The sequence below is a fragment of the Sediminicola arcticus genome, assembly GCF_040566695.1.
Classification (GTDB): Bacteria; Bacteroidota; Bacteroidia; order Flavobacteriales; family Flavobacteriaceae; genus Sediminicola; species Sediminicola arcticus.
Window position 1 is genome coordinate 60139 of record NZ_JBEXAE010000001.1, and the last position, 22601, is coordinate 82739.

General features: G+C 37.8%; 16 protein-coding genes and 1 pseudogene. 11 read left to right on the top strand and 6 right to left on the bottom strand.

Annotated elements, in window-relative coordinates; translation table 11 throughout:
- Positions 1–9: 9 nt before the first annotated feature.
- The 3 genes from ABXZ36_RS00240 to ABXZ36_RS00250 all read right to left on the bottom strand — a co-directional run bounded on the left by ABXZ36_RS00240 (position 10) and on the right by ABXZ36_RS00250 (position 2405).
- Positions 10–306: a thioredoxin family protein gene (locus ABXZ36_RS00240; protein WP_354613441.1), complete on the bottom strand. Its 297-nt coding sequence runs from the start codon at positions 304–306 to the stop codon at positions 10–12.
- A 90-nt stretch (positions 307–396) separates the two neighbouring features.
- Positions 397–1626 (bottom strand): metallophosphoesterase, encoded by a 1230-nt coding sequence (locus ABXZ36_RS00245; RefSeq protein WP_354613442.1) that lies wholly within the window; start codon positions 1624–1626, stop codon positions 397–399.
- Between the two features lie 56 nt (positions 1627–1682).
- Positions 1683–2405 carry a copper homeostasis protein CutC gene (locus tag ABXZ36_RS00250; RefSeq protein ID WP_354613443.1) on the bottom strand — a complete coding sequence of 241 codons (723 nt, stop codon included), beginning with the start codon at positions 2403–2405 and terminating at the stop codon, positions 1683–1685.
- 42 nt (positions 2406–2447) lie between these two features.
- Between ABXZ36_RS00250 and ABXZ36_RS00255 the strand changes: the two genes are divergently transcribed.
- The 4 genes from ABXZ36_RS00255 (at position 2448) to ABXZ36_RS00270 (ending at position 11937) form a co-directional block, all read left to right on the top strand.
- On the top strand, positions 2448–3443 hold the full coding sequence (locus ABXZ36_RS00255) for an isoaspartyl peptidase/L-asparaginase family protein (RefSeq protein WP_354613444.1): 996 nt from the start codon (positions 2448–2450) through the stop codon (positions 3441–3443).
- 57 nt (positions 3444–3500) lie between these two features.
- Entirely contained in the window at positions 3501–6338 is a 2838-nt protein-coding gene (gene polA / locus ABXZ36_RS00260) for a DNA polymerase I (RefSeq protein WP_354613445.1), read from the top strand.
- Positions 6339–7125: 787 nt separating this feature from the next.
- Positions 7126–10257, top strand: a complete 3132-nt coding sequence (locus ABXZ36_RS00265; protein ID WP_354613446.1) for a SusC/RagA family TonB-linked outer membrane protein — start codon at positions 7126–7128, stop codon at positions 10255–10257.
- Positions 10258–10287: 30 nt separating this feature from the next.
- Positions 10288–11937, top strand: coding sequence for a RagB/SusD family nutrient uptake outer membrane protein (locus ABXZ36_RS00270; RefSeq protein ID WP_354613447.1), 1650 nt, complete (start codon positions 10288–10290; stop codon positions 11935–11937).
- Positions 11938–12082: 145 nt separating this feature from the next.
- On the opposite strand, the gene ABXZ36_RS00275 is transcribed toward ABXZ36_RS00270, so the two are convergent.
- Both ABXZ36_RS00275 and ABXZ36_RS00280 read right to left on the bottom strand, forming a co-directional pair.
- Entirely contained in the window at positions 12083–12565 is a 483-nt protein-coding gene (locus tag ABXZ36_RS00275; protein ID WP_354613448.1) for a lipocalin family protein, read from the bottom strand.
- Positions 12566–12634: 69 nt separating this feature from the next.
- Positions 12635–12849 (bottom strand): annotated as a pseudogene (locus ABXZ36_RS00280) (hypothetical protein); the annotation flags it as partial.
- Positions 12850–13281: 432 nt separating this feature from the next.
- Here ABXZ36_RS00280 and rplM point away from each other — a divergent pair.
- From rplM to tsf, 4 genes are all read left to right on the top strand, one after another.
- Positions 13282–13737 carry a 50S ribosomal protein L13 gene (gene rplM / locus ABXZ36_RS00285; RefSeq protein ID WP_354613450.1) on the top strand — a complete coding sequence of 152 codons (456 nt, stop codon included), beginning with the start codon at positions 13282–13284 and terminating at the stop codon, positions 13735–13737.
- Positions 13737–14123: a 30S ribosomal protein S9 gene (rpsI, locus tag ABXZ36_RS00290; RefSeq protein WP_354613451.1), complete on the top strand. Its 387-nt coding sequence runs from the start codon at positions 13737–13739 to the stop codon at positions 14121–14123. The genes rplM and rpsI overlap by 1 nt, the downstream gene beginning before the upstream one ends.
- Before the next feature lie 273 nt (positions 14124–14396).
- The gene (rpsB, locus tag ABXZ36_RS00295; RefSeq protein ID WP_354613452.1) at positions 14397–15395 is read left to right on the top strand and encodes a 30S ribosomal protein S2; all 999 of its coding nucleotides are present in this window, start codon (positions 14397–14399) and stop codon (positions 15393–15395) included.
- Positions 15396–15498: 103 nt separating this feature from the next.
- Positions 15499–16323, top strand: coding sequence for a translation elongation factor Ts (tsf, locus tag ABXZ36_RS00300; protein ID WP_354613453.1), 825 nt, complete (start codon positions 15499–15501; stop codon positions 16321–16323).
- Positions 16324–16596: 273 nt separating this feature from the next.
- On the opposite strand, the gene ABXZ36_RS00305 is transcribed toward tsf, so the two are convergent.
- Entirely contained in the window at positions 16597–18459 is a 1863-nt protein-coding gene (locus ABXZ36_RS00305) for a M61 family metallopeptidase (protein ID WP_354613454.1), read from the bottom strand.
- A gap of 185 nt (positions 18460–18644) precedes the next feature.
- Here ABXZ36_RS00305 and pyrH point away from each other — a divergent pair, with 185 nt between their 5' ends.
- The 3 genes from pyrH to ABXZ36_RS00320 all read left to right on the top strand — a co-directional run bounded on the left by pyrH (position 18645) and on the right by ABXZ36_RS00320 (position 22558).
- Entirely contained in the window at positions 18645–19352 is a 708-nt protein-coding gene (pyrH, locus tag ABXZ36_RS00310; protein ID WP_354613455.1) for a UMP kinase, read from the top strand.
- A gap of 43 nt (positions 19353–19395) precedes the next feature.
- Positions 19396–19950, top strand: a complete 555-nt coding sequence (frr, locus tag ABXZ36_RS00315) for a ribosome recycling factor (protein ID WP_354613456.1) — start codon at positions 19396–19398, stop codon at positions 19948–19950.
- A gap of 91 nt (positions 19951–20041) precedes the next feature.
- Complete coding sequence (locus ABXZ36_RS00320) at positions 20042–22558, top strand: DUF5686 and carboxypeptidase-like regulatory domain-containing protein (RefSeq protein WP_354613457.1); 2517 nt, start codon at positions 20042–20044, stop codon at positions 22556–22558.
- Positions 22559–22601: the final 43 nt, after the last annotated feature.

Here is a 22601-nt window from a genome sequence, read left to right on the forward strand (position 1 = left end):
CTTTTTTGTTTAAATGTATTCGTTTAAAATCCCAATTAAGGTATTGGCATCTTGTTCGCCGCTTTGGCGCCATACCATTTCTCCTTTTTTATAAATCATAAGGGTTGGCAAGCCTTTAACCCTAAGTGCTTGTGAAAGTTCTTTGTTTTTATCAACATCGATCTTTATCACCTTGCCTTTATCGCCCAAAGCTGCTGCCACATCTCTCAATACGGGGTGCATGGCCGTGGATTGTTCATTCCACTCTGCGTAAAAATCTAACAGCACAGGTACGCTTAAATCAATTAGTTCACCAAACTTGGACATATAGAAACATTTCGGTTATCAATCAAAAGTAAGAAAAAATGTTAAAATACTCACGCTAGCAATGTATTTGTAGCGTTTCAATACAAAAAATTACAGCAAAGATTTCTTTTTTAATGTAATTACTGTTATTTCTGGCCATATGCCAACCCTTCCAGGATACCCCAAAAAGCCAAACCCGCGATTTACATTGATATACTGACCCAACTCCTCATAAACACCCGCCCAATACTTATACCTCCATTTTATAGGGCTCCATTTTATCCATCCAGGAATTTCAATTCCAAATTGCATCCCATGGGTATGTCCGCTTAAAGTAAGATGATAATGATAATCGTCATGTATTACTATATCCTCCCAGTGGGATGGGTCATGACTCATTAAAATTTTAAAGTCGTCCTTAGCTACATTTGCTTTGGCCTTATTTAAGTCCCCAGCTTTTTTAAAACCTCCCCTTCCCCAGTTTTCCACACCAATTAAAGCAATTTTTGCACCATCCTTTTCCAAATACCTACTTTCATTTAACAGCAAATCAAAACCTATACTTTTTTGAAGGATCTTTAAATCTTCAAGATTTTTCATTTTCTCCTCTGGAGTGTTCCAATCTATATAATCCCCATAGTCATGGTTCCCCAAAATGGAGAATTTTCCATCTTTAGCCTTTAGGGTAGCAAACAATTCTGACCAGGGATGCATCTCTTCGGACTTATTGTTAACCATATCCCCAGTAAACAAAAGAACATCACTTTTTTGACGATTAACAAGATCAATGGCATACTCTATTTTCTTTCGGTCATCAAAGCTGCCACTGTGTACATCAGATATCTGAGTAATTTGGTAATTGTGAAATGCCTCGGGCAAATCATCAAATTCCAAGTTATATTTAAGTACCTTAAAGTTATATTTCCCTTTGTACATACCGTACAACAAGGCACTAAAGGGAATGGCTGCAATCCCCATAGCCAAAATGCTTAAAAACCGCCTTCTTTCCGGAAACGTAAATTCCCTTGCTGTTCCAAACATTTTTTGATATCCCCCACTCAAAATTCTAAAGATATCTTCAGAAAATAGAAAAATTATAGTGATCAACTTAAAGGTCAGCATAGTCAACAAGAGTCCAAATGCATAACTTTTTGGCCTGTTCAAAACCCTGCCCGTGTCATCCCCAATGGTAAACTGATATACAAAATTCCCCAAGACCAAAAGAGACAAGAATATAAAGGTATAATATACCCAAGGATATCTGGAAACGGTTTTTAAAGCCTGAAGGGCATATAACCCCAAGGCAAGATAAATGGCAATAAATATGACCCAACGAAGCATAGTCTATTTTTTTTACAAAGATATTTTATAACGGGACCAACAGTCCTTTTTTATATTTATTTAACCAATCCCACGATTGTCCTAATGACGCTCTCATCTGTTACTGCAACAGCTTCTTCCCTAAAAAAAGTTGCAGTATTCATAGATATACGGGGGGAAGAATCCAACCTTTTATAAAATTGTATTCCCGATAAATGTACCGCTTTAAATTTCCCTTTCTTAAACTCAAGTACATTTTCTGGCCTAATGCCGCCTCCAGGCAATATAACGCAGGTAGATGCCTTGTCCTGCAATATTTCCAACAATGGCAATCCTTTGACAGCCGAGGTCTCTTGCCCAGAAGTTAGTATAGTAGAAACCCCCAATTCTTCCAGTTGCTCTAAAGCAATTAATGGTTCCAATACCCAATCAAAGGCCCTATGAAATGTAAATTCCAAACCATGGGCCAAGTCTACCAATTCTTTAGTGCGCTTTACATCTATTGTAAAATCTTTATGCAACACCCCAGAAACAATACCATCAAACCCCATGTCTTTACAAAAAAGAATGTCATTTTTCATGGTTTCGAAATCGGAATTAGAATAGGTGAAATCTCCACTTCGGGGCCTAACTAGTACATGAATAGGAATTGAAATATGTTCTTTGATACTTTTCATTAGCCCTGGAGAAGGTGTAATTCCTCCAACGCCCAGCTCCATACAAAGCTCTATCCTATCTGCCCCTCCGTTTTGTGCGTTCAGGGCAGATTCCAAAGAATTGGCACATACTTCTATGATCATATTCCTTATATTTAGGTCCTTAAAAATAAGCAACCCAAACTGATGAAACGTAGAAATTTCCTTAAAAATTCGACTATTGGTACAGCCGGATTAATTACTACCCCAATCCTTGCCTCCCTTAATGTAGATCAGCCCAATAAATTATCGACCGAACAAAGCTTTGATGGACAGTTCCCTATTGTAATCTGTACTTGGAACTTTACCAATGCCACAGCTAAAGCTTGGGAGGTCCTAAATGCAGGAGGAAATTCACTCGATGCCGTGGAGCAAGGGGTCATGGTAGAAGAGGCTGATGTGGACAACCAAACCGTGGGTAAAGGAGGCAGACCAGATAGGGACGGCTATGTTACCCTAGACGCCTGTATTATGGACAAGTATGGCAATTGTGGTGCGGTGGTTTATCTTCAAAATATCACCCATGCCGTTTCTGTGGCTCGCATCGTTATGGAAAAAACGCCACATGTAATTTTGGCGGGAAAGGGGGCAGAACAGTTTGCCTATGAAAATGGGTTTAAAAAGGAAGACCTCTTAACAGAAAAATCTAAGGCGGAATGGATGGAATGGAAAAAAACTTCCCAATACAAGCCAGTTATCAATATTGAAAACCACGATACTATTGGAATGCTCGCCATTGATCAAAATGGGGATATTTCTGGGGCCTGCACCACCAGTGGGATGGCCTATAAGTATGGCGGACGCGTAGGTGATTCACCTATCATAGGCGCGGGATTATTTGTGGATAATGAAATAGGCGGGGCCACAGCCACCGGTGTTGGAGAGGAAGTAGTACGTACCGTTGGTAGTTTTTTAATTGTGGAACTCATGAGACAGGGCAAATCACCTCAAAAGGCCTGTGAGGAAGGCGTTAAGAGGATTATGGCCAAAAATAAGGACAGGAAAGATTTTCAAATTGGCTTTATTGCCATCAATAAAAAAGGGGAAACAGGATCCTATTGTGTACATCCGGGGTTTTCTTATAGCATGTTCACAAATGAAGGGCAAGTGAACCAGCCATCAGAATCCTATATTAAGCCTTAAGTGTTTCCAAAAAAATCATAATCTTTGTAGCTTTTAAAATAAATTAGACCACCCAAAATGGCAGAACAAAAAAGACTTTTTTTACTTGATGCATATGCATTGATTTTCCGAGGATATTATGCATTGATCAAGAATCCAAGAATAAATTCCAAGGGGATGGATACCTCTGCCGTTATGGGCTTTGTAAATTCGCTTTTTGATGTGATCAAAAGAGAAAAACCAGATCATTTGGCAGTTTGTTTTGATAAGGGTGGTAGTACGGAACGCACAGAAATGTTCGCAGATTACAAGGCGAATAGGGACGAAACCCCAGACGCCATTAGACAAGCTGTTCCTTATATTCAAGATATTCTAAAAGCCATGCATATTCCCGTAGTGGAATTGTACGGATTAGAAGCGGATGATATTATAGGCACCTTGGCTAAACAGGCAGAAAAAGAAGATTACAAGGTATTCATGGTGACCCCAGATAAGGATTTTGGACAATTGGTATCAGAGAATATATTTATGTACAGGCCTGCAAGGATGGGTAATGGTATAGAAATTTGGGGGATCCCGGAGATAAAAGAGCGTTTTGGAGTGGAGCGCCCCGAACAGGTCATTGACTACTTGGGAATGATGGGCGATGCCAGTGACAACATCCCAGGACTCCCAGGCGTAGGAGACAAAACAGCTAAAAAATTCATTGCTGAATTTGGCTCTATGGAAAACCTTTTGGCCAATACGGATAAACTGAAAGGCAAGATGAAAGAGAAAATCCAAGAAAATGCCGAATTGGGTATCCTATCAAAAAAGCTGGCAACCATTTGCATCACTTGTGATGTTACTTTTGATGCCAAAGATTATGAATTGTCCATGCCCGATAGTGAAAAGGTGCAGGAGCTTTTCGAAGAATTGGAGTTCAGAAGGCTTAAAGACCAATTCCTTAAACTATTCTCTGCGGAAGAAGAAACCACAACCACCCAAGTAAGCAGCACCCCTACTGCAAAAAAACAAGTGCAAGAGGCAGGAGGCGGTCAGTTTTCTCTTTTTGGAGGGGACACAAATCAGCCTTCAGGAACACTAGAAGCAGTATCGAGCAGAAAAACCATAAAGGATGTGGCCCATGTTTACCAAAGTGTAGCACAGGGAATGGCGATGAAATTATTTGTTCAAAATTTATTGAAACAGCCTTCGGTTTGTTTTGATACGGAAACAACCTCTTTAAATCCATTGGAAGCTCAATTGGTAGGGATCGCATTTAGTTGGGAAGCAGGCAAGGGGTTTTATATTCCGTTTCCAGAAGAAATGGAGGAGGCCCAAAATATTATCGAACAATTAAGGCCCTTCTTTGAATCCGAAAAAATCGAAAAAATAGGACAGAACCTTAAATACGACATCAAGGTGCTGGATAAATACAAGATAAAAGTAAAAGGCAAGTGTTTTGATACCATGTTGGCACATTATCTGATTAATCCGGATATGAGACACAATATGGATGTATTAGCCGAGACGTATTTGAACTACACCCCGGTTTCCATTACGGAGTTAATTGGCAAAAAAGGAAAAAACCAAATGTCCATGAGGGAGGTTCCTTTGGAAAAACAAACGGAATACGCCTCCGAAGATGCGGACATTACCTTTCAATTAGCGCAGCATTTTAGACCAGAACTTGCCGAAGCCAAAACAGAAGATCTTTTCAACGACATAGAAATACCCCTTTTACATGTTCTGGCGGATATGGAATTGGAAGGTATTAAATTGGACACGGGGTTTTTACATTCCCTTTCTAAAGACTTAGATAACGATATTAAAAGCCTGGAAACTATAATTTACGAAGCTGCAGGGGAAGAATTCAATATTGGTTCTCCAAAGCAATTGGGAGAAATTCTTTTTGACAAGATGAAACTGGTAGACAAGCCCAAGAAGACAAAAACTGGGCAATATTCCACTGCGGAAGATGTGCTGTCTTATCTAGCCAAAGACCACCCTATTATCCAACAAGTTTTGGACTACAGGGGCCTTTCCAAATTAAAGAGCACGTATATTGATGCGTTACCGGAACAAGTTGAGCCTACCACAGCAAGAGTACATACAGATTACATGCAGACCGTAGCTGCAACAGGAAGATTGAGCAGTAATAACCCAAACCTACAGAATATTCCCATACGAACCGAAAGAGGAAGACAGGTGCGCAAGGCCTTTGTTCCAAGGAATGAAGATTATATTTTACTAGCAGCGGATTACTCCCAGATAGAACTAAGAATCATTGCGGCATTGAGTCAAGAGACTACTATGATAGAGGCCTTTAAAAATGGGGAGGATATCCATGCCTCAACGGCCTCAAAAGTTTTTAATGTTCCGCTAGAAGAAGTTACCAGAGAACAGCGAAGCAATGCCAAAACTGTCAACTTTGGTATTATATATGGCGTATCGGCTTTTGGACTGAGCAATCAGACCGATCTCTCTAGAGGAGAAGCCAAGGATCTGATTGATACGTATTATAAGACGTATCCCAAATTGCGCAATTATATTAGCGAACAGATAGATTTTGCTAGGGAACATGGGTATGTGCAAACAGTTTTAGGCAGGAGAAGGTATTTAAAGGATATCAACGGAGGCAATGCCATTGTTAGAGGTGCCGCGGAACGCAATGCTGTGAATGCTCCTATACAAGGAAGCGCTGCAGATATCATCAAAATAGCCATGATCAATATCTACAAGAAGTTGGAAGATGGCAATTACAAGACCAAAATGCTGTTGCAGGTACATGATGAATTGGTCTTTGATGTGTATAAGCCCGAACTGGAAGAACTAAAAACCATGATCAAAACTGAAATGGAAAACGCTTATACCCTGTCTGTACCATTGGATGTGGAAATTGGAGTAGGAGAGAATTGGCTACAAGCACATTAAATATCAATAAATACTAATATAGTAAAGCATTTTTTTAAAAAAATTAGGATAAAAATAGTACAAATTCTATAAAATAGAATAATCATTTTTTCGACTAAAAATATTGTATATTGAACTTAACATACAATATTAATTTTATAAAAACGACTTCAATAAATAATAAATTTTCTTTAGACAGACTAATTTTTAAAACTGTTTAAATCAAATTAAAAATTACTTGTTTCCTTACGCTACTTGTAGTGTTTGGAATGCATTTCGGTTTTCACAAGATACACTTAATGCAAATCCACTTTTAGTCCAAAAGCCCCTTTAATTTTTATATTTGAATTAGTAAAAAAATACCTCCTTTGTGAGGTTTTTTTTGTTTAAAGAATAGTCAGGAAACATAAAGTCATTTTTTGTGACCGTTAAGATTTTACTCTCAGTATTTTACCCAGCAACCATTAAGCTGCCCTTGCCAATAATGCCCTAATTGTCTGATATTCAATCCTCATTTACGTGCCATTTAATACTACTTGAAATTCAACTTTCCTCAACTGCTGCGGGGATCAAGCATACTAGTATCACTTTATGGACTCTAAACAAAATTCAGGAAATCAAACTCCGCTATAGCATGTTCTTACTATGAGATTTTAAGCTCATTTTGTTAAATATTTGAGAATATATTCTTAAAAAGTCTTAAAATTGTATTTTTTATTGTTAATAAAAACTAAAAAAGAGTTAAAATTTAGCTAATGGTATTAAAAAGTTAAATATTTATAGACGACTAATTCTAAAATTAAATTTAATGAAATTCAAAAACGCATGGTTACTCACCTTATTTCTGGTGTTTGTAACACAAATCGGATTTTCCCAAGAAAAAACAATTACTGGAACTGTAACTTCTGCCTCGGACGGAGCTCCGTTACCAGGAGTATCGGTAGTAATTGTAGGAACAACAAGAGGAACACAAACCGATTTCGACGGTAATTACAGCATTAATGCTAATGTGGGCCAAAAGCTAAAATTTACCTATTTAGGGCAAAAAACTGCTGAAAGAACTATTGGATCGACAAACACTATCAATCTTCAAATGGAGGAAGATGCCGAAGCGCTTGACGAGGTTATAGTAACAGCGTATGGAACATCAACGAAAGAAGCTTTTACAGGTTCTGCCAGTGTTATTGGCGCTAAAGATCTAGAAATTAGAAGCGTTACCTCCCCTATTGCAGCCATAGAAGGTAGAGCAACGGGTGTTCAGTTCACATCGGCTTCTGGGCAACCTGGTTCCTCACCAGGGATTGTAATAAGAGGTGTTGGGACACTTAATGGTAATTCTGATCCGTTATTTGTAGTTGATGGTGTTCAGTACGAAGGTGCTTTAAATACAATCAACCAAGAAGACATAGCATCGTTCACCATTCTTAAAGATGCGGCTTCAACATCCTTATATGGTTCTAGAGCTGCTAACGGAGTTGTTTTAATCACGACAAAGAGTGGTACTAGAGGAGAAATAAAAGTATCGGCCTCAACTCAATATGGCTTGGTGTCCGCTGCTATTCCATTTTATGATGAGCTTACACCTGGTCAATATTATGAAACTATGTGGGAATCCCTAAAAAATTCCAGTGCTGGTGGTGGAGACCCAGCTTATGCTTCTGCGAACATATACAATAACTTAGGATATAATCCTTTTGATGTCCCTAACGATCAAATCGTAGGCACCAATGGACAATTAAATCCTAATGCCAACGTCATCTACAACAGCTTAAATTGGTATGATGTTTTACAAAGAACCGGAGTTCGCCAAAATTATAACGTGAACGTTTCGGGTGGTGGTGAAAAGCATAAAGTATTTTTCTCTGCCTCTTATTTAGAGGAAGAGGGTTTTGTTGTTTCTTCTAAATTTGATCGTTTAACTACCCGTTTAAATGCAGACTTTGATGTAAATGATTATATAAAAATAGGAGGTAGTACCAACATTACCATTTCCGAGGCTGTAGGGCCTAGTTCTGCTGGGACAGGAAGTATCGTTAACCCTTTCGGTTTTGCCAAAAATATAGGTTCGGTGTACCCTGTTTATGTAAATGATTTACAAGGAAATATTGTTCGTGATGTTGCTGGAAATCCAGTTTTTGATAATGGTGAAGGTTTTTCAGAATTTAATATAGGCTCAAGACCTATAAGCCAAGGACGCCATGCCTTACAGGAGCTTCTTTTAAACGATGAGCGCAATAAAGACAATACCTATGGTTTTAGATTCTACACAGACTTTAAAATATTGGATGGTCTTAATCTTAGATTAAATTATGGTAGAGATATCAATGAAGGCCTTGAAAAACAGTATGAAAACAACATTATTGGAGATGCCCAACCAACTGGAAGGTATGGTGAAGTAAGATTTAGAAGAGAAGTTAAGAACTTTAATCAAATATTAACCTACACTAAAAGCTTCAACAATATTCATAATATAGACCTTACTGCTGGTCATGAAAGTTTTGAAAGAATCTTTTCCAGTGTTGATGCTTTGGCCGTTGAACAAACCGCCGAAGGTATCTACGAATTCGACAACTTTGCCCAGCCTGTTAGAATTGGGGGTTCTACCACCAACAAAACAATTGAAGGATACTTTTTAAGAGCAAATTATAATTTTGATAATAAATATTATATCAGCGGTTCGGCTAGAAGAGATGCTTCATCCGTTTTTAGTGCAGATGCCAGATGGGGTACTTTTTACTCTGTAGGAGCTTCTTGGAGAATAGACCAAGAAGATTTCATGGATAATGTCTCTTTTGTTGATCAGTTAAAGCTAAGAGGGTCTTATGGGGAAGTAGGTAATGATGATTTGGGAGATTTCTTTTTATCTCAACCTAGGTATGGTCTAACCTCTAATGCAGGTAGCCCTGCCATTATATGGAGTGAAATTGGTAACGCAGACTTACAATGGGAAACCGTAGAGAGTTTTGATGTAGCCCTAGAATTTACCTTATTCAACAATTTCTTAGACGGTACAGTAGAATACTATAAGAGAAATTCTTCTGATTTATTATATGATCTACCAATAGCCTTGAGTAATGGGTTAAATTCATTCCCTTCTAATGTCGGTGATATGTATAACTCAGGTTGGGAAGTTGGTGTAACAACGCATCTAGTCAATAGGGCTGATTTTAGATGGGATGTAACTTTCCAGGCGTCTACTTTCAAAAATGAAATCACAAGTTTACCAGATCCATTCGTCAATGGTGAAGCACGATGGGATGTAGGTAGGTCTAGGTTTGATTTCTTTTTGCTAAAAACTGCTGGAGTAGATCCTGCTAATGGAGATCAATTGTTTCAGGTGTATGAAACAGATGAAAATAACAACAGTGTTCCTGTTTTAGACGCAAATGGTAATGTAGAAACTACCAATGATTGGCAAGAAACGCAGAGAGCTTACACGGGAGATTCTTCCATACCAGATCTTTTAGGTTCAGTATCCAATACTATTAGTTATAAAGGATTTTCCTTGGATGTTTTAGTAAATTACGGTATTGGTGGTTCATTTTTAGACAATGGCTATTCTGCAATGATGCACAGTGGAAATTTTGGAAATTCCTATCACCCAGATATTCTTAAAGCATGGCGTCAGCCAGGAGACATCACAGATGTGCCTAGATTGGAAAGTGGGAATAATAATTTAGTAAGAACACAATCTGATCGGTTTTTAACAGATGCCTCCTTCTGGTCGCTAAGAAATGTTAACCTAGGGTATAGCTTCGACGGTAAGATTGCTGAAAAAATAGGTGTTGATAGATTAAGACTTTCCGTATCTGGAGAAAATCTATACCTAAAGAGCAAGAGACCAGGATTGAATCCTCAGTTTAACTTACAAGGAGCAGGGGCTGGTAATGACTTTAATCCTGCGAGAATTATTTCCTTTGGTTTAAACGTGGCCTTTTAATAAATCTATAATAAAAAAAACTTAATAATTATGTTAAGAAATATAAAATATACGTTGCTTGCAATAGCAGCTTTTACAATTACGTCGTGTGACGACGATTTTCTGGAAACAAAACCAACAGATGCCATTTCTTCTTCTGATGCCTTTGCTACTGCAGAAAACATGGCACTTATACTTAATGGGTTGCACCGTGGACTGTATTCCCAATCACAAACCATCCTTCCTGGAGGAAATACAGCTAGGGCAGGCGAACACTATTGGGTACCAATGGGAGATGCCCTTGGTGGTGGTATAATTCATTCAGCGAATGCAAATAATTTAGGTTGGAGAACTACAGCACAATGGTTGGATCATACAGATCAAACCTCGTTAACCAATGAAATATTATGGTATCACCGTTATAATATTATTGCGAGTGCCAATGCTATTATTAACAAAGCAACAGACGGCTCTATTCCAGAAGACGCTAGACTAAAAGAGATTATAGGTCAGGCTTACACCTACAGAGCCTATGCGTATCTTTCATTGGTTCAGCATTATGCCAAGGGGTACCTGATCGGTAGCCCAGCTACAGATCCTGGAGTACCTTTATTGTTCTCTTCGGATGCACCTTATACAAGTGCTCCAAGATCAACGGTTCAAGAGATTTACGACCAAATGAGATTGGATGTAGATACAGCAATTTCCTATTTTGAAGGCGCCACCTCCAGGCCAACCGGATCTGCAGCTGGTAAATCTCAATTGAACATTGATGTTGCGTATGGCCTTAAAGCACGTATTGCATTGAATAGTGGGGATTGGCGTACGGCTGCCGATGCTGCTATAGCAGCGCGTGCAAATTATCCTTTAATGGGTGAAAGCGATTGGAAATCTGGATTTAACACCACAACGCTACCAGAAGTGATCTGGGGCAGCAACGTTATAGGTACGGAAACCACGTTTTTCCGTTCCTACTTTTACCTAATGTGCAATACCTTTAACGGTAGTCAAAATAGAAACAACCCTAAAATTGGAGATAAAAGATTGGTTGATGCAATTCCTGATACCGATTACAGAAAAGATGTATTCTTAATAGATGCACCAAACACCAATACTTCAGCATCCAACGGAGAAGGTGGCTGGGCTAATAATACCAACCCTTTGTATACTACTGAAGCGGAATTTGATGCAGCAGAAGTATTTTATAGAGACCAATATGGTTGGACATCTGCTCACAACGAACATCCTTACATGCATGTTAAAATGTTACAACAAAACCCTGGAACTATAGATCCAGATGATATTATTTATATGCGTTCTTCCGAGATGTATTTAATAGAAGCGGAAGCGGAAGCCATGTTAAATAATGTCACTGGTGCACAAGATGCCTTAAGGACATTGGGCGAATCGCGTGATAGCGCTTACGATCCAACAGTTTATGCAACACAAGAAGCATTAATGGATCACATTAAGTTTCAACGAGGGGTTGAATTATGGGGAGAAGGCTTTTTATATACAGATAAAATACGCTGGGATGACGGCATCGATCATGCTGCCAATGGTGGTTCCGGAGCATCTGAGGTGCTTTATCAAGCTGGTTTTCAACAGGACAGACCTTCAATTAACAACTCTTGGATTTTTAAAATTCCACAAGCAGAAATTGATGCAAATCCTAATTTGTCACAAGCAGATCAGAATTAAAAATAGTTAAAAATCCCCTTTAATTATTTAATTTGAGTTAGTTAAAAAAACACCTCCTTTGGGGGTGTTTTTGTTTCTGATGATATAAAACAAAAAAGCCCTTTAGGAGTTCCAAAAAGGCTTTTTTGTTTTATATCATCAGAAATTATCTTTTCTTAAAGACAATTTCTGTTCCAGTTAAAGTTTCTCCTTCAATATCTTCCCCAGCAATAATCAAGGTACTGCTTTTAAGATTTACAGTTACAGTCTCCGCTAAACCTGTGGCATCGGTAATGGTTAATTGGTCTCCTTCCAAACTCCAAGTGGCTTCTTCTTCTTCAAATGCAGTAGGACATGGTATGGAGGTTGAATTTACATTGATCTCAATATCACTAACTCCGCTTCTAGTGATCAAAGTACCATCAGCATTAAATGTTAACACCAATAATTCACAATCCTGTGCAATTAAACTATCAAAAATTAGCTTTGCAAATGTAAGCTCAGCGTTATTGGAATCATCTACCTTTAATTCTGCCACATCCCAAGTACCCTCAATGGAAGTGGTTCCCATCCCATTATCTTTATCAGATGAACAGGAAATTCCCAATAAAGCAACAAATAGGAAACTTAATATACTATGTTTGATCATGTCTTTTGTTTTGATTTACGAATAAACGATTATAACCTGGTTTTATTTCACAACTAAGGATTTAACTTTCTATTTGGCAAATCTGTAGGTAGCTTTTAAAAGAAAGGTGTTGTTAATTTCTCGTTCAATATTTGTTGGTCTAAACTTCGGCCCAAAGTCTCCCTTGGATCTTTCAAACCAGCAACCCCTTGTGACCATACCAAGAAAACTTCACAGCCCGGAATATACTCCCAGCGCAAGACCAGATTGGATCTAAACTGTACAAATGAAAAATTGGGATAATCAACAGTTCCTCTTCTACATTGCATCCTTCAATATGTATAGAAATTTAAATTTGATCATACAAATACAACGTTATCCGAAATAAATTAATTCCCCTCTACTACTACTACTACTACTACTACTACTACTACTACTACTACTACAGAAAAGGACAAATAAGCGACGGATAGGCATTAATTATGATTGAATAGGTTGAACTACTAAAGGAGTGATAAAACCATTGATTTATTAGAGTATTAATTTCTATTTAGTATGTATTCAACATCAAAATAAATTTTACTTCTCATGATTCCTACTATATTTTTGAATTAAAATACACTACCTTAATCCTTTGAAAAAATAATACTAAACAACCATTTGTATTTCAAGTTAATAGTTGTACATTTGCAGCCCGTTTAACGGGATTGGAGTGTTTAATAAATAAATAAATTAGTGTGGACACATTAAGCTATAAGACAATTTCAGCCAATAAAGCTACCGTTCAGAAGGAATGGTTATTGGTTGACGCTGAAGGGGAAACATTAGGAAGATTGGCATCCAAGGTGGCAAAAATGCTACGTGGAAAGTACAAGCCTAATTTTACACCGCACGTTGATTGTGGAGATAACGTGATCGTTATCAATTCAGAAAAAATTCATCTTTCTGGAAACAAATTAGAGTCGAAGACCTATATACGTCATACAGGATATCCTGGAGGACAAAGGTCTCAGACTGCTGGTGAGTTGATGGAAAAAAATCCTGCACAAGTTATAGAAAAAGCTGTAAAAGGAATGTTGCCTAAAAATAAATTAGGTGCTGAACTTTTCAGAAATCTAAAAGTGTATGTAGGGTCTGAGCACAACCAAGAAGCGCAAAAACCAACAGCAATTAATTTAAACGAACTTAAGTAATGGAAGTAATTCACAAAATCGGTAGAAGGAAAACCGCTGTTGCTCGTGTTTATGTTTCAGAAGGAAAGGGAAATATCACCATCAACAAAAAAGACTTTAACGTATACTTTCCTACTGCTACATTACAGTACAAAGTAAAACAACCTTTTGCGTTGACAGGAAATGACGAGAACTATGACGTAAAAGTCAATGTTTACGGTGGTGGAAGTACTGGACAGGCAGAAGCAATCCGTTTAGCTTTATCTAGAGCTTTATGTGAAATAGATGCCGAGCATAGACTTGTTTTGAAGCCAGAAGGTCTTCTTACTAGAGATCCTAGAATGGTTGAACGTAAGAAATTCGGTCAGAAGAAAGCTCGTAAGAAATTCCAATTCTCGAAACGTTAATACTTTATTTTGTAAAGTATTTCAGGGGATGGGATCAAGCCTAATCATATTGATCCAAAAAATGCTAAGGGCAACTTTGGCAATTCATTAAAGTTCATTGATATATCTTAACCAGTTTAAGATAAATTTAAACCATGTTGTCGTTGTCCCAAAGGAACACGTAAGACACTTTGGAGCATAGTTTAGCATCTAAATGCTAAAGGCTATATCAAAAAAAAATGATGTACCACTTTAGTATTGCTAATTCAACAGAACGTAAACTAGTACAAAAAAATGGCAAACAATATTGAAGTAAAAGACCTTCTAGAGGCAGGTGTACATTTTGGTCACCTTACAAGAAAATGGAATCCAAACATGGCTCCCTATATCTATATGGAGCGTAACGGAATTCACGTTATCAACTTATACAAAACTGTTGCAAAACTTGAAGAGGCTAACGAAGCTCTTAAAAAAATTGCAGCATCTGGTAGAAAAATTCTTTTCGTTGCTACCAAAAAACAAGCTAAAGACATCGTAGCAGAAAAAGCTGGAAATGCAAACATGCCATACATCACAGAAAGATGGCCTGGTGGAATGTTGACCAACTTTGTGACTATCCGTAAAGCTGTTAAAAAAATGGCTACTATAGATAGGATGAAAAAAGATGGTACTTTCAACACCCTATCCAAAAAAGAGCGTTTGCAAGTTGAGCGTCTACGTGCGAAACTGGAAAAGAACTTAGGTTCTATTTCTGAAATGACCCGTCTACCTGCCGCTTTGTTCATCGTAGATACAATGCGCGAGCATATTGCTGTTAAAGAAGCGATAAAATTGAATATTCCAATTTTCGCTATGGTAGATACCAATTCCGATCCAAGACCAATCGATTATTTGATCCCATCCAACGATGATGCATCTAAATCTATCGATGCTATCTTGTCACATGTTTCCAATGCTATCATAGAAGGATTAGCAGAACGTAAATCGGAAAAAACGGAGAAAGATGAGCCTAAAGCCGCTGCTCCTAAGAAAGCTGTAAAAGCAGATGACTTGACAAAAATTGAAGGTATCGGTCCAAAAATTGCCGAAGTTTTCAATGAACAAGGTATTATGACTTTTGCTGACCTCGCTTTCAAAACTGAAGATGACTTAAAAGAAATCTTGGTTGAAGCTGGTTCCACTTTCGCTTCTAACAACCCAGCTTCATGGGCTAAGCAAGCAAAAATGGCTGCTGAAGGAAAATGGGATGAGCTTAAAGAATGGCAAGATACAGTTAAAGGCGGTGTAGAATAAACCTCCTTTTTCCCTACTATAAACTAAATATTAATTTAACATTGCCCTAAACTAAGTCGCGTACCCCGTGATTATTTTAGGGCAATATTAAAACATACACAAAATGGTAAAGATTACCGCCGCAGAAGTAAATAAATTAAGACAGACCACAGGTGCTGGAATGATGGATTGTAAAAAAGCCTTAGTGGAAGCTGAAGGTGATTTCGAAAAAGCAATTGAAATTCTACGTAAAAAAGGTCAAAAAGTTGCTGCTAACAGAGCTGATAGAGAATCTTCAGAAGGAGCAGCTATTGCAAAAGTTAATGCTGACAATACCTCTGGCGTTGTTATCTCTTTGAACTGTGAGACCGACTTTGTTGCCAAAAACGATTCTTTCGTGACTTTAGCCAACGAATTCGCTGACCTTGCTTTGAATTTTGACAAAAAAGAAGATTTTCTTGCTGCTGATTTCAAAGGTATTACTGTACAGGATAAACTTATTGAACAAACTGGAGTAATCGGAGAAAAACTAGAAATTGGTGGTTTCGAAAGACTAAGTGCTCCTTTTGTTGGATCGTATATCCACGCAGGCAACAAAATAGCTACCCTAGTAGGGCTTTCTGCCTCTGTTAATGGTGCAGATGTAGCCGCTAAGGATGTCGCTATGCAAGCTGCTGCAATGAATCCGGTTGCTTTGAACGAGGAAGGTGTAGACCAATCTATCATCGACAAAGAAATAGAGATTGCAAAAGACCTATTGCGTCAAGAAGGTAAGCCAGAAGCTATGTTGGACAATATCGCTAAAGGTAAATTGAACCGTTTCTTTAAAGATAACACCTTGGTAAACCAAGATTTCATTAAAGACAGCAAACAAAGTGTTGCACAATATGTAAAATCTGTAGATTCAAAACTTGAAATTACCGGATTTAAAAGAGTTGCTTTAGGGTAAACTCTTCCATATATAAATTAAAAAACCGCTTCCAAAAGAAGCGGTTTTTTTGTATCCCAAGGTTTAATAATTCTATTTAACCAAATTGCTTTTTAAAAAAATCTTTGCTGATATGATCAAATTTGACTAGACAGGCTTGTTTAGGATAACCTCATTAAAGAACTCCACTTTATATAGAGCAACCCTTACATCCATCAGACACCTTTAATAGCATAAAAAAAGGGGTGCCATTCTAATGAAGAGCACCCCTTTTTTATAATGTTATATTTACTGTTAACCCTTCATCCAAACGTTTCGCAAGGCAACCTGTTCTGCAGTGGCATCATCCATAGGAACAATCGTTTCTAGCTTTACCATGGGTGTACCTACCGTTCCAGTTAAAATCAATTGTTGACCTTCACGCTCAACCATCATTTGAATCTCTTTATCTGGCGACCATCCAAAACTTGCTCCAATAATAGGCCTAATAGTTTCCAAGGAAATTTCCACTCCATCAATTGCCTTTATGACATCGGCACCCTTGGCGCCCAGATCGATAAAAAAGGTGTTTAGTGCAATCCCTTCCCTAACATAAATAGCGTTGTTGTTATCTTGATCCACATCGATATAAGGAACATCGCCATTCAAAAAATAACCGCTCTCCTGCTCTACTTCTGTTATGGCTAAACCCACTTTAGACAAATAATAGCTATAATCAATTGGAGCGTTTCCAATTACATGTGTTTTAAAAAATTCGCCCACCTCTGGATAGGTCATGGTTGTAATTTCGCCAATTAGCGCTGCATCCTCAAAAGGCACTTGATCTCCGTACTTCTTAGAAAGTTCTTTTAGAAGCCACAAGACCCCCTTTTCGCCTTTGCTCAACTCCCTTAAGGTAATATCCAGAGCCATATTAATCAAGGTTCCTTTTTCATATACGTTGGCGTAGTTTTCCTTATAAGGCGCCACTAGGATATTCTTGCTCATCACCGTAAAAGACATATCATCATCATACCTTTTGGCATTGTTGATCTTGTCCATAATTCTTTTGAAGAAATCTGTTTCGGTAATAAGTCCCTGCTGAATTTGAAAAAGATTAGCAAAATACTCGGTAGTCCCCTCGTACATCCACAAATGCTCTGACATTTTAGGGTTGTTGAAATCGAAATATTGAATTTCCTTGGAATGCACACTCAAGGGGGTAACAATATGAAAAAATTCATGAGATACAACATCTACCATGGCCTGCTCCAAGCGATCTAACGGCATTTGTTCTGGCAAAACAACAACGGTGGACGTATGGTGTTCTAAAGCTCCGAAACCGGACGCATCGTCTTCCCCCGATGTAGAAAGGTATAAAAGAATATTATACTGCTTGGTACTATTAACCTCTCCCAAAAACGATTTTTGGGCATCCATCATTTTTTGCATCCTATCCTTAAGATCCGATGCCTTGTATACTTGATTAGGAGAATAAAGGACCAAATTAACGGTAATCCCGTTTATTTCAAATGATTCTGCAGAACTTTTGGCATATAAAATAGGGTTGTCTATTACCTCAAAATACCTACTTGCCTCAAAGATATCAACCCCAGCCTTAGTAACTTTCTTAGCCAAAGAGGTGGTTGCTGAAAGATCCGCAGGGGTACTTATTGTTATTTGGTAAGGCACTTCTTTTAATCCATCAAAATAGCCTATAAAGCCGTGAAGGTTGAGCATAAAGTTCTCCCCTTTGAGAATATTAGTGCCTGCAGGTGAAAAAACAGCCTCAGCTACTTCGCCCTCGGTATCGTAAGTGTCATTTACCTCATAGGTCACCCTATCCAAATTCTTTCCATTGGTTATATCCCAGGTATTATCATCGGATTTTGAGACGGATAATTCATTTCCCTTGTAATCTATTGCCCTGAAATTTTGGATATATTTTCCATAGTTATCTTCGCTATAGGTTCCAGGAACCGTTTTTGGGATAAAAAAAGAAACCTTGTCCGAGGTAAAAGCACCTGGATCTATACTAACTTTGACTCTATCATCAACAACATCTACCAAGTCTATGGTTGTTAACATAGTCATCTTAGAAGCCGGGACCAAGTTCTTAGAGGCACCGCATCCTATTAAAGATAATCCTGTTAGGAAAATCAATACTGTTTTTCTCATTTTACGAATTTTATAAGTTTAATTCAAAGATTATAATTACGACCCTTTAAATCGGCACAAGATTATAAAAAAATAGACAGACATTCATCTCTCTTGACAAATAATTAGGAGTACATTAAATGCCTACGACTTCTTCCGTAACTTATTTTGATTATTTTTGTTCCGATTTAATCAAGATTTACACCATGCAGTATAAAAGAATACTTCTAAAACTTAGCGGAGAAGCATTAATGGGAGAGAGACAATATGGAATTGACCCAAAAAAACTTTCCGAATATGCCGAAGAAATAAAAGTTATTGTAGATAAGGGAATTGAAGTTGCCATAGTTATTGGTGGTGGAAATATTTTTAGAGGGTTATCTGGGGAGAATAATGGCATAGACAGAGTACAAGGAGATCATATGGGGATGCTAGCAACAGTAATAAATGGTCTTGCACTGCAGAGTGCCTTAGAAGTAAAAGGCATGCCTACCAGATTGCAATCTGCCATAAAAATTAATGAAGTTGCAGAACCTTTTATAAGAAGGAGAGCTATTAGGCACCTGGAAAAGGGCAGGGTAGTTATTTTTGGAGGAGGCACTGGAAATCCTTATTTCACAACAGATTCGGCAGCCGTTCTTAGAGCAATTGAAATTGAAGCCGACGTAATTCTTAAAGGAACAAGGGTAGATGGGATTTACAGTTCAGATCCTGAAAAGGACAAAAATGCAACCAAATTCAATAAAATATCCTTTACAGAGGTACTCAACAAAGGGTTGAAGGTAATGGACACTACAGCGTTCACCCTAAGCCAAGAAAATGAGCTCCCAATTGTAGTATTTGATATGAACAAAAAAGGAAATCTCCTAAAAATAGTTTCGGGAGAGAATGTAGGTACTATGGTAAACATTTAATTTTTGTTACTTTTAGATAGTTTAGTTTTTAAATTTTTTATACATGAACGAAGAGATAAGTTTTATAATTGATACAGCAAAGGAATCTATGGATGCTGCCATGAAACATTTGGAAAAGGCCTTTGTAAAGATTAGGGCAGGAAAAGCCAGTCCTATCATGCTTTCCAGTGTAATGGTTGAATATTATGGTTCCCAAACCCCTTTGGGACAAATTGCAAACGTAAATACCCCAGATGCAAGGACAATATCTGTTCAGCCTTGGGAGAAAAACATGCTTCATGAAATTGAAAAAGCAATCATGAATGCTAACTTGGGATTTAATCCCATGAACAATGGAGATAATATTATCATTAATGTTCCACCCCTTACCGAGGAACGAAGAAAAGATTTAGTAAAACAAGCCAAGGCGGAAGCTGAGGATGCTAAAATTGGGATTCGCAATGCTAGACAGGAAGGCAATAAAGAAATAAGAAATGCTGATATCTCAGAAGATCTGCAAAAAAATGCTGAGGCAGATATCCAAGAGCTTACCAATACATACATCAAAAAAATTGACTCAGTATTAGCCAATAAAGAAATCGAAATAATGAAAGTCTAATTTTCTGATTAGATAATTGAACAAAGGGCCCCATTTGAGTCGCTCTTTGTTCAATTATATATTTCCTATCTATCTTAACTACACAACACTTGTGAAAAACGCCTTACTCTACTTAGTTTTATTTTTCACAACACTGTCTTGGTCCCAGACTATAACTGGCATAGTCAAGGACAGAAAAACTAATAAACCCTTGCCCTTCGCCTCTATCGAGCCAAATAAAGGTTCTGGTACTATTACAGATTTTAACGGCCAATTTAAATTGGATAACGCCAATGAAATTACTTTTATCCAGGTGGGCTATATTGGATATGCTCCATTGGAAATACCCATTACTACAGCCAAATCATATTATTCCGTTCTGCTAGATCAGTCCACTGTGGTTTTAGATGAAGTGGTCCTAAGTTCATACGTGAAATCTGCGGAGGAGATCATTAAAAAAGCCATTGACTATAAAAAAAGAAACCACCCAGAAAAAATATTGAATAGTTATTCCTTTAAGACATACAATAAGCTTTTAGTCACTGCGCCAATAGATTCAATTAATCCAGCCATTGATTCTGTTTATGTGCGCGACAATGGAAAATTGCGTTTTAAAGAATTGGATTCCACGAATTTTAATCTCAGAAAACAACTGGTCAAGTCGCACCTTTACATTAGTGAAGAGGCCTCTACCTATAAATTCACTAAGGACAAAGGGAGGCAAAAAACAATTAATGCCATTCGGATGGCTGGTTTTAAAGAACCTGTCTATGAGGTTTTGGGACTTCAATTTCAATCCTTTTCTTTTTATGACTCAGATTATATCCTTCTAGAAAATGAATATATTAATCCATTATCTGCAGGAGGCCTAAAAAAATACAACTATAAAATCCTAAAAGTATCCAATGAGAATGAGGGGGAGTCTTCTGCTTTTATGATCTACTATTCCCAAAAAGATCAAGGGCAAACGAAAGGCCTAGAAGGAGTTCTATACATAGACACAGCCACCTACGCACTACAAAAAGCAATTGCCCAGACCATAGGGGTTTTTGAGGTCAAGGCCACTCAGACTTTCACGTATTATCCAAAGGAAAATATTTGGTTCCCAAATAGTAAAGAAATAAAAATCAAAAAAGGAAATACCCCTGAAAGTCTCTCCTTTTTAGGTAATAGATTCGAAATACGAAAAGGGCAACAAGACTCTACCTTGGTGCATTCAAATCCCCAGAATGCCGAAGACTTGGCATATCTTATCTCCGGGGAACATAATTTTGATGTGTCACTAAACTCACCCTTAAAAATCAGCAGGAAAGGTCTTGCCATTAAAATTGATGATGACGCTTACCTAAGAAGCGAGCCCTTCTGGAATACTTTTAGGACAGACACCATAACTTCCCTTGGCCAAGAAACCTATGTCTATATAGATAGTTTAGTGGATCAAAAAAATGTAGAACCAAGATTGAACCGAACTCGAAAGCTATTGCAGGGATATTACCCTACCAACTATTTTGATTTTGACTTAAGGTATCTTCTTAAATACAATAACTATGAAGCCTTTAGAGTAGGTCTAGGTGCCATCACCAATACTAACTTTTCTAATAAGCTTTTTCTTAATGGGTATGTCGTATACGGCACCTTGGACCAAAAGTTCAAATATAGTTTTGGGGCAACAACACGATTGAACAAGGAATATAACACCTGGCTGGGCGTTAGTTATACAGATGACCTTGTAGAATCTGGAAGTTCCAAATATATTACAGACAAACGAACCTTCTATTTGTTCGAGCCACGCTTGTTCAATATTTCTTCTTTCTATGCCACCAGGAACACCTCTATATTCTTGGAACACGACTTCACCTCCAAGTTGAACGGAAGAATACAATTCTCTAAAAGTTTTAATGACCCCACTTATAATTACACATACACCTTAAATGGGCAGAATTATAACACCTATGACCTAACCGAGGCTACATTGAGTTTTCAATGGAACCCCTTTTCCGAATATATGCAAGCTCCACAGGAAAAGCGTACTCTAAAAGATGGATTTCCCCAGTTCACCTTACAAGTTTCTCAAAGTCTTCCCAATGTATTGGATGGTGACTTTAATTTTACAAAATTCAATTTTAAAGCTTTTTATGTAAAAAGGTTCCTAAACAAAACCAGAACGGAAATTTTGTTTAATAGTGGCTTTGCCTTCGGCGATATTCCCCTTACGCATTTATACCACGCCTCGCCTAACCAGCCTGACGGAAGTGTCATTATGGACAGATTTTCGGTGACTGGTAGGGAAAGTTTCGAAACCATGTTCTTCGACGAATTTTTCTCGGACCGCTTTGTCATGGGTCAAATTAGGCACACCCTAAGGCCTTTTAAAATAAGTAGCCGCATCAAACCCCAATTATCACTGATCACTAGAAGTGTTATTGGAGCTGTTTCCAATATAGAAAATCATGTTGGCCTAAATTTTAGCTCCTTAAATAAAGGATATTTTGAAAGCGGAGTTGAGTTGAACAGGATTTTGGCTGGTTTTGGTCTTAGCTTCTTTTACCGACACGGAGCCTATCATCTGCCTACCTTCGACGATAATATCTCATTTAAATTCACCTTTTATTTCGGTTCTGGTTTTTAGGTACGTTAGCAATGATTTTCTACCTTTAACAACTTTAAAAAAT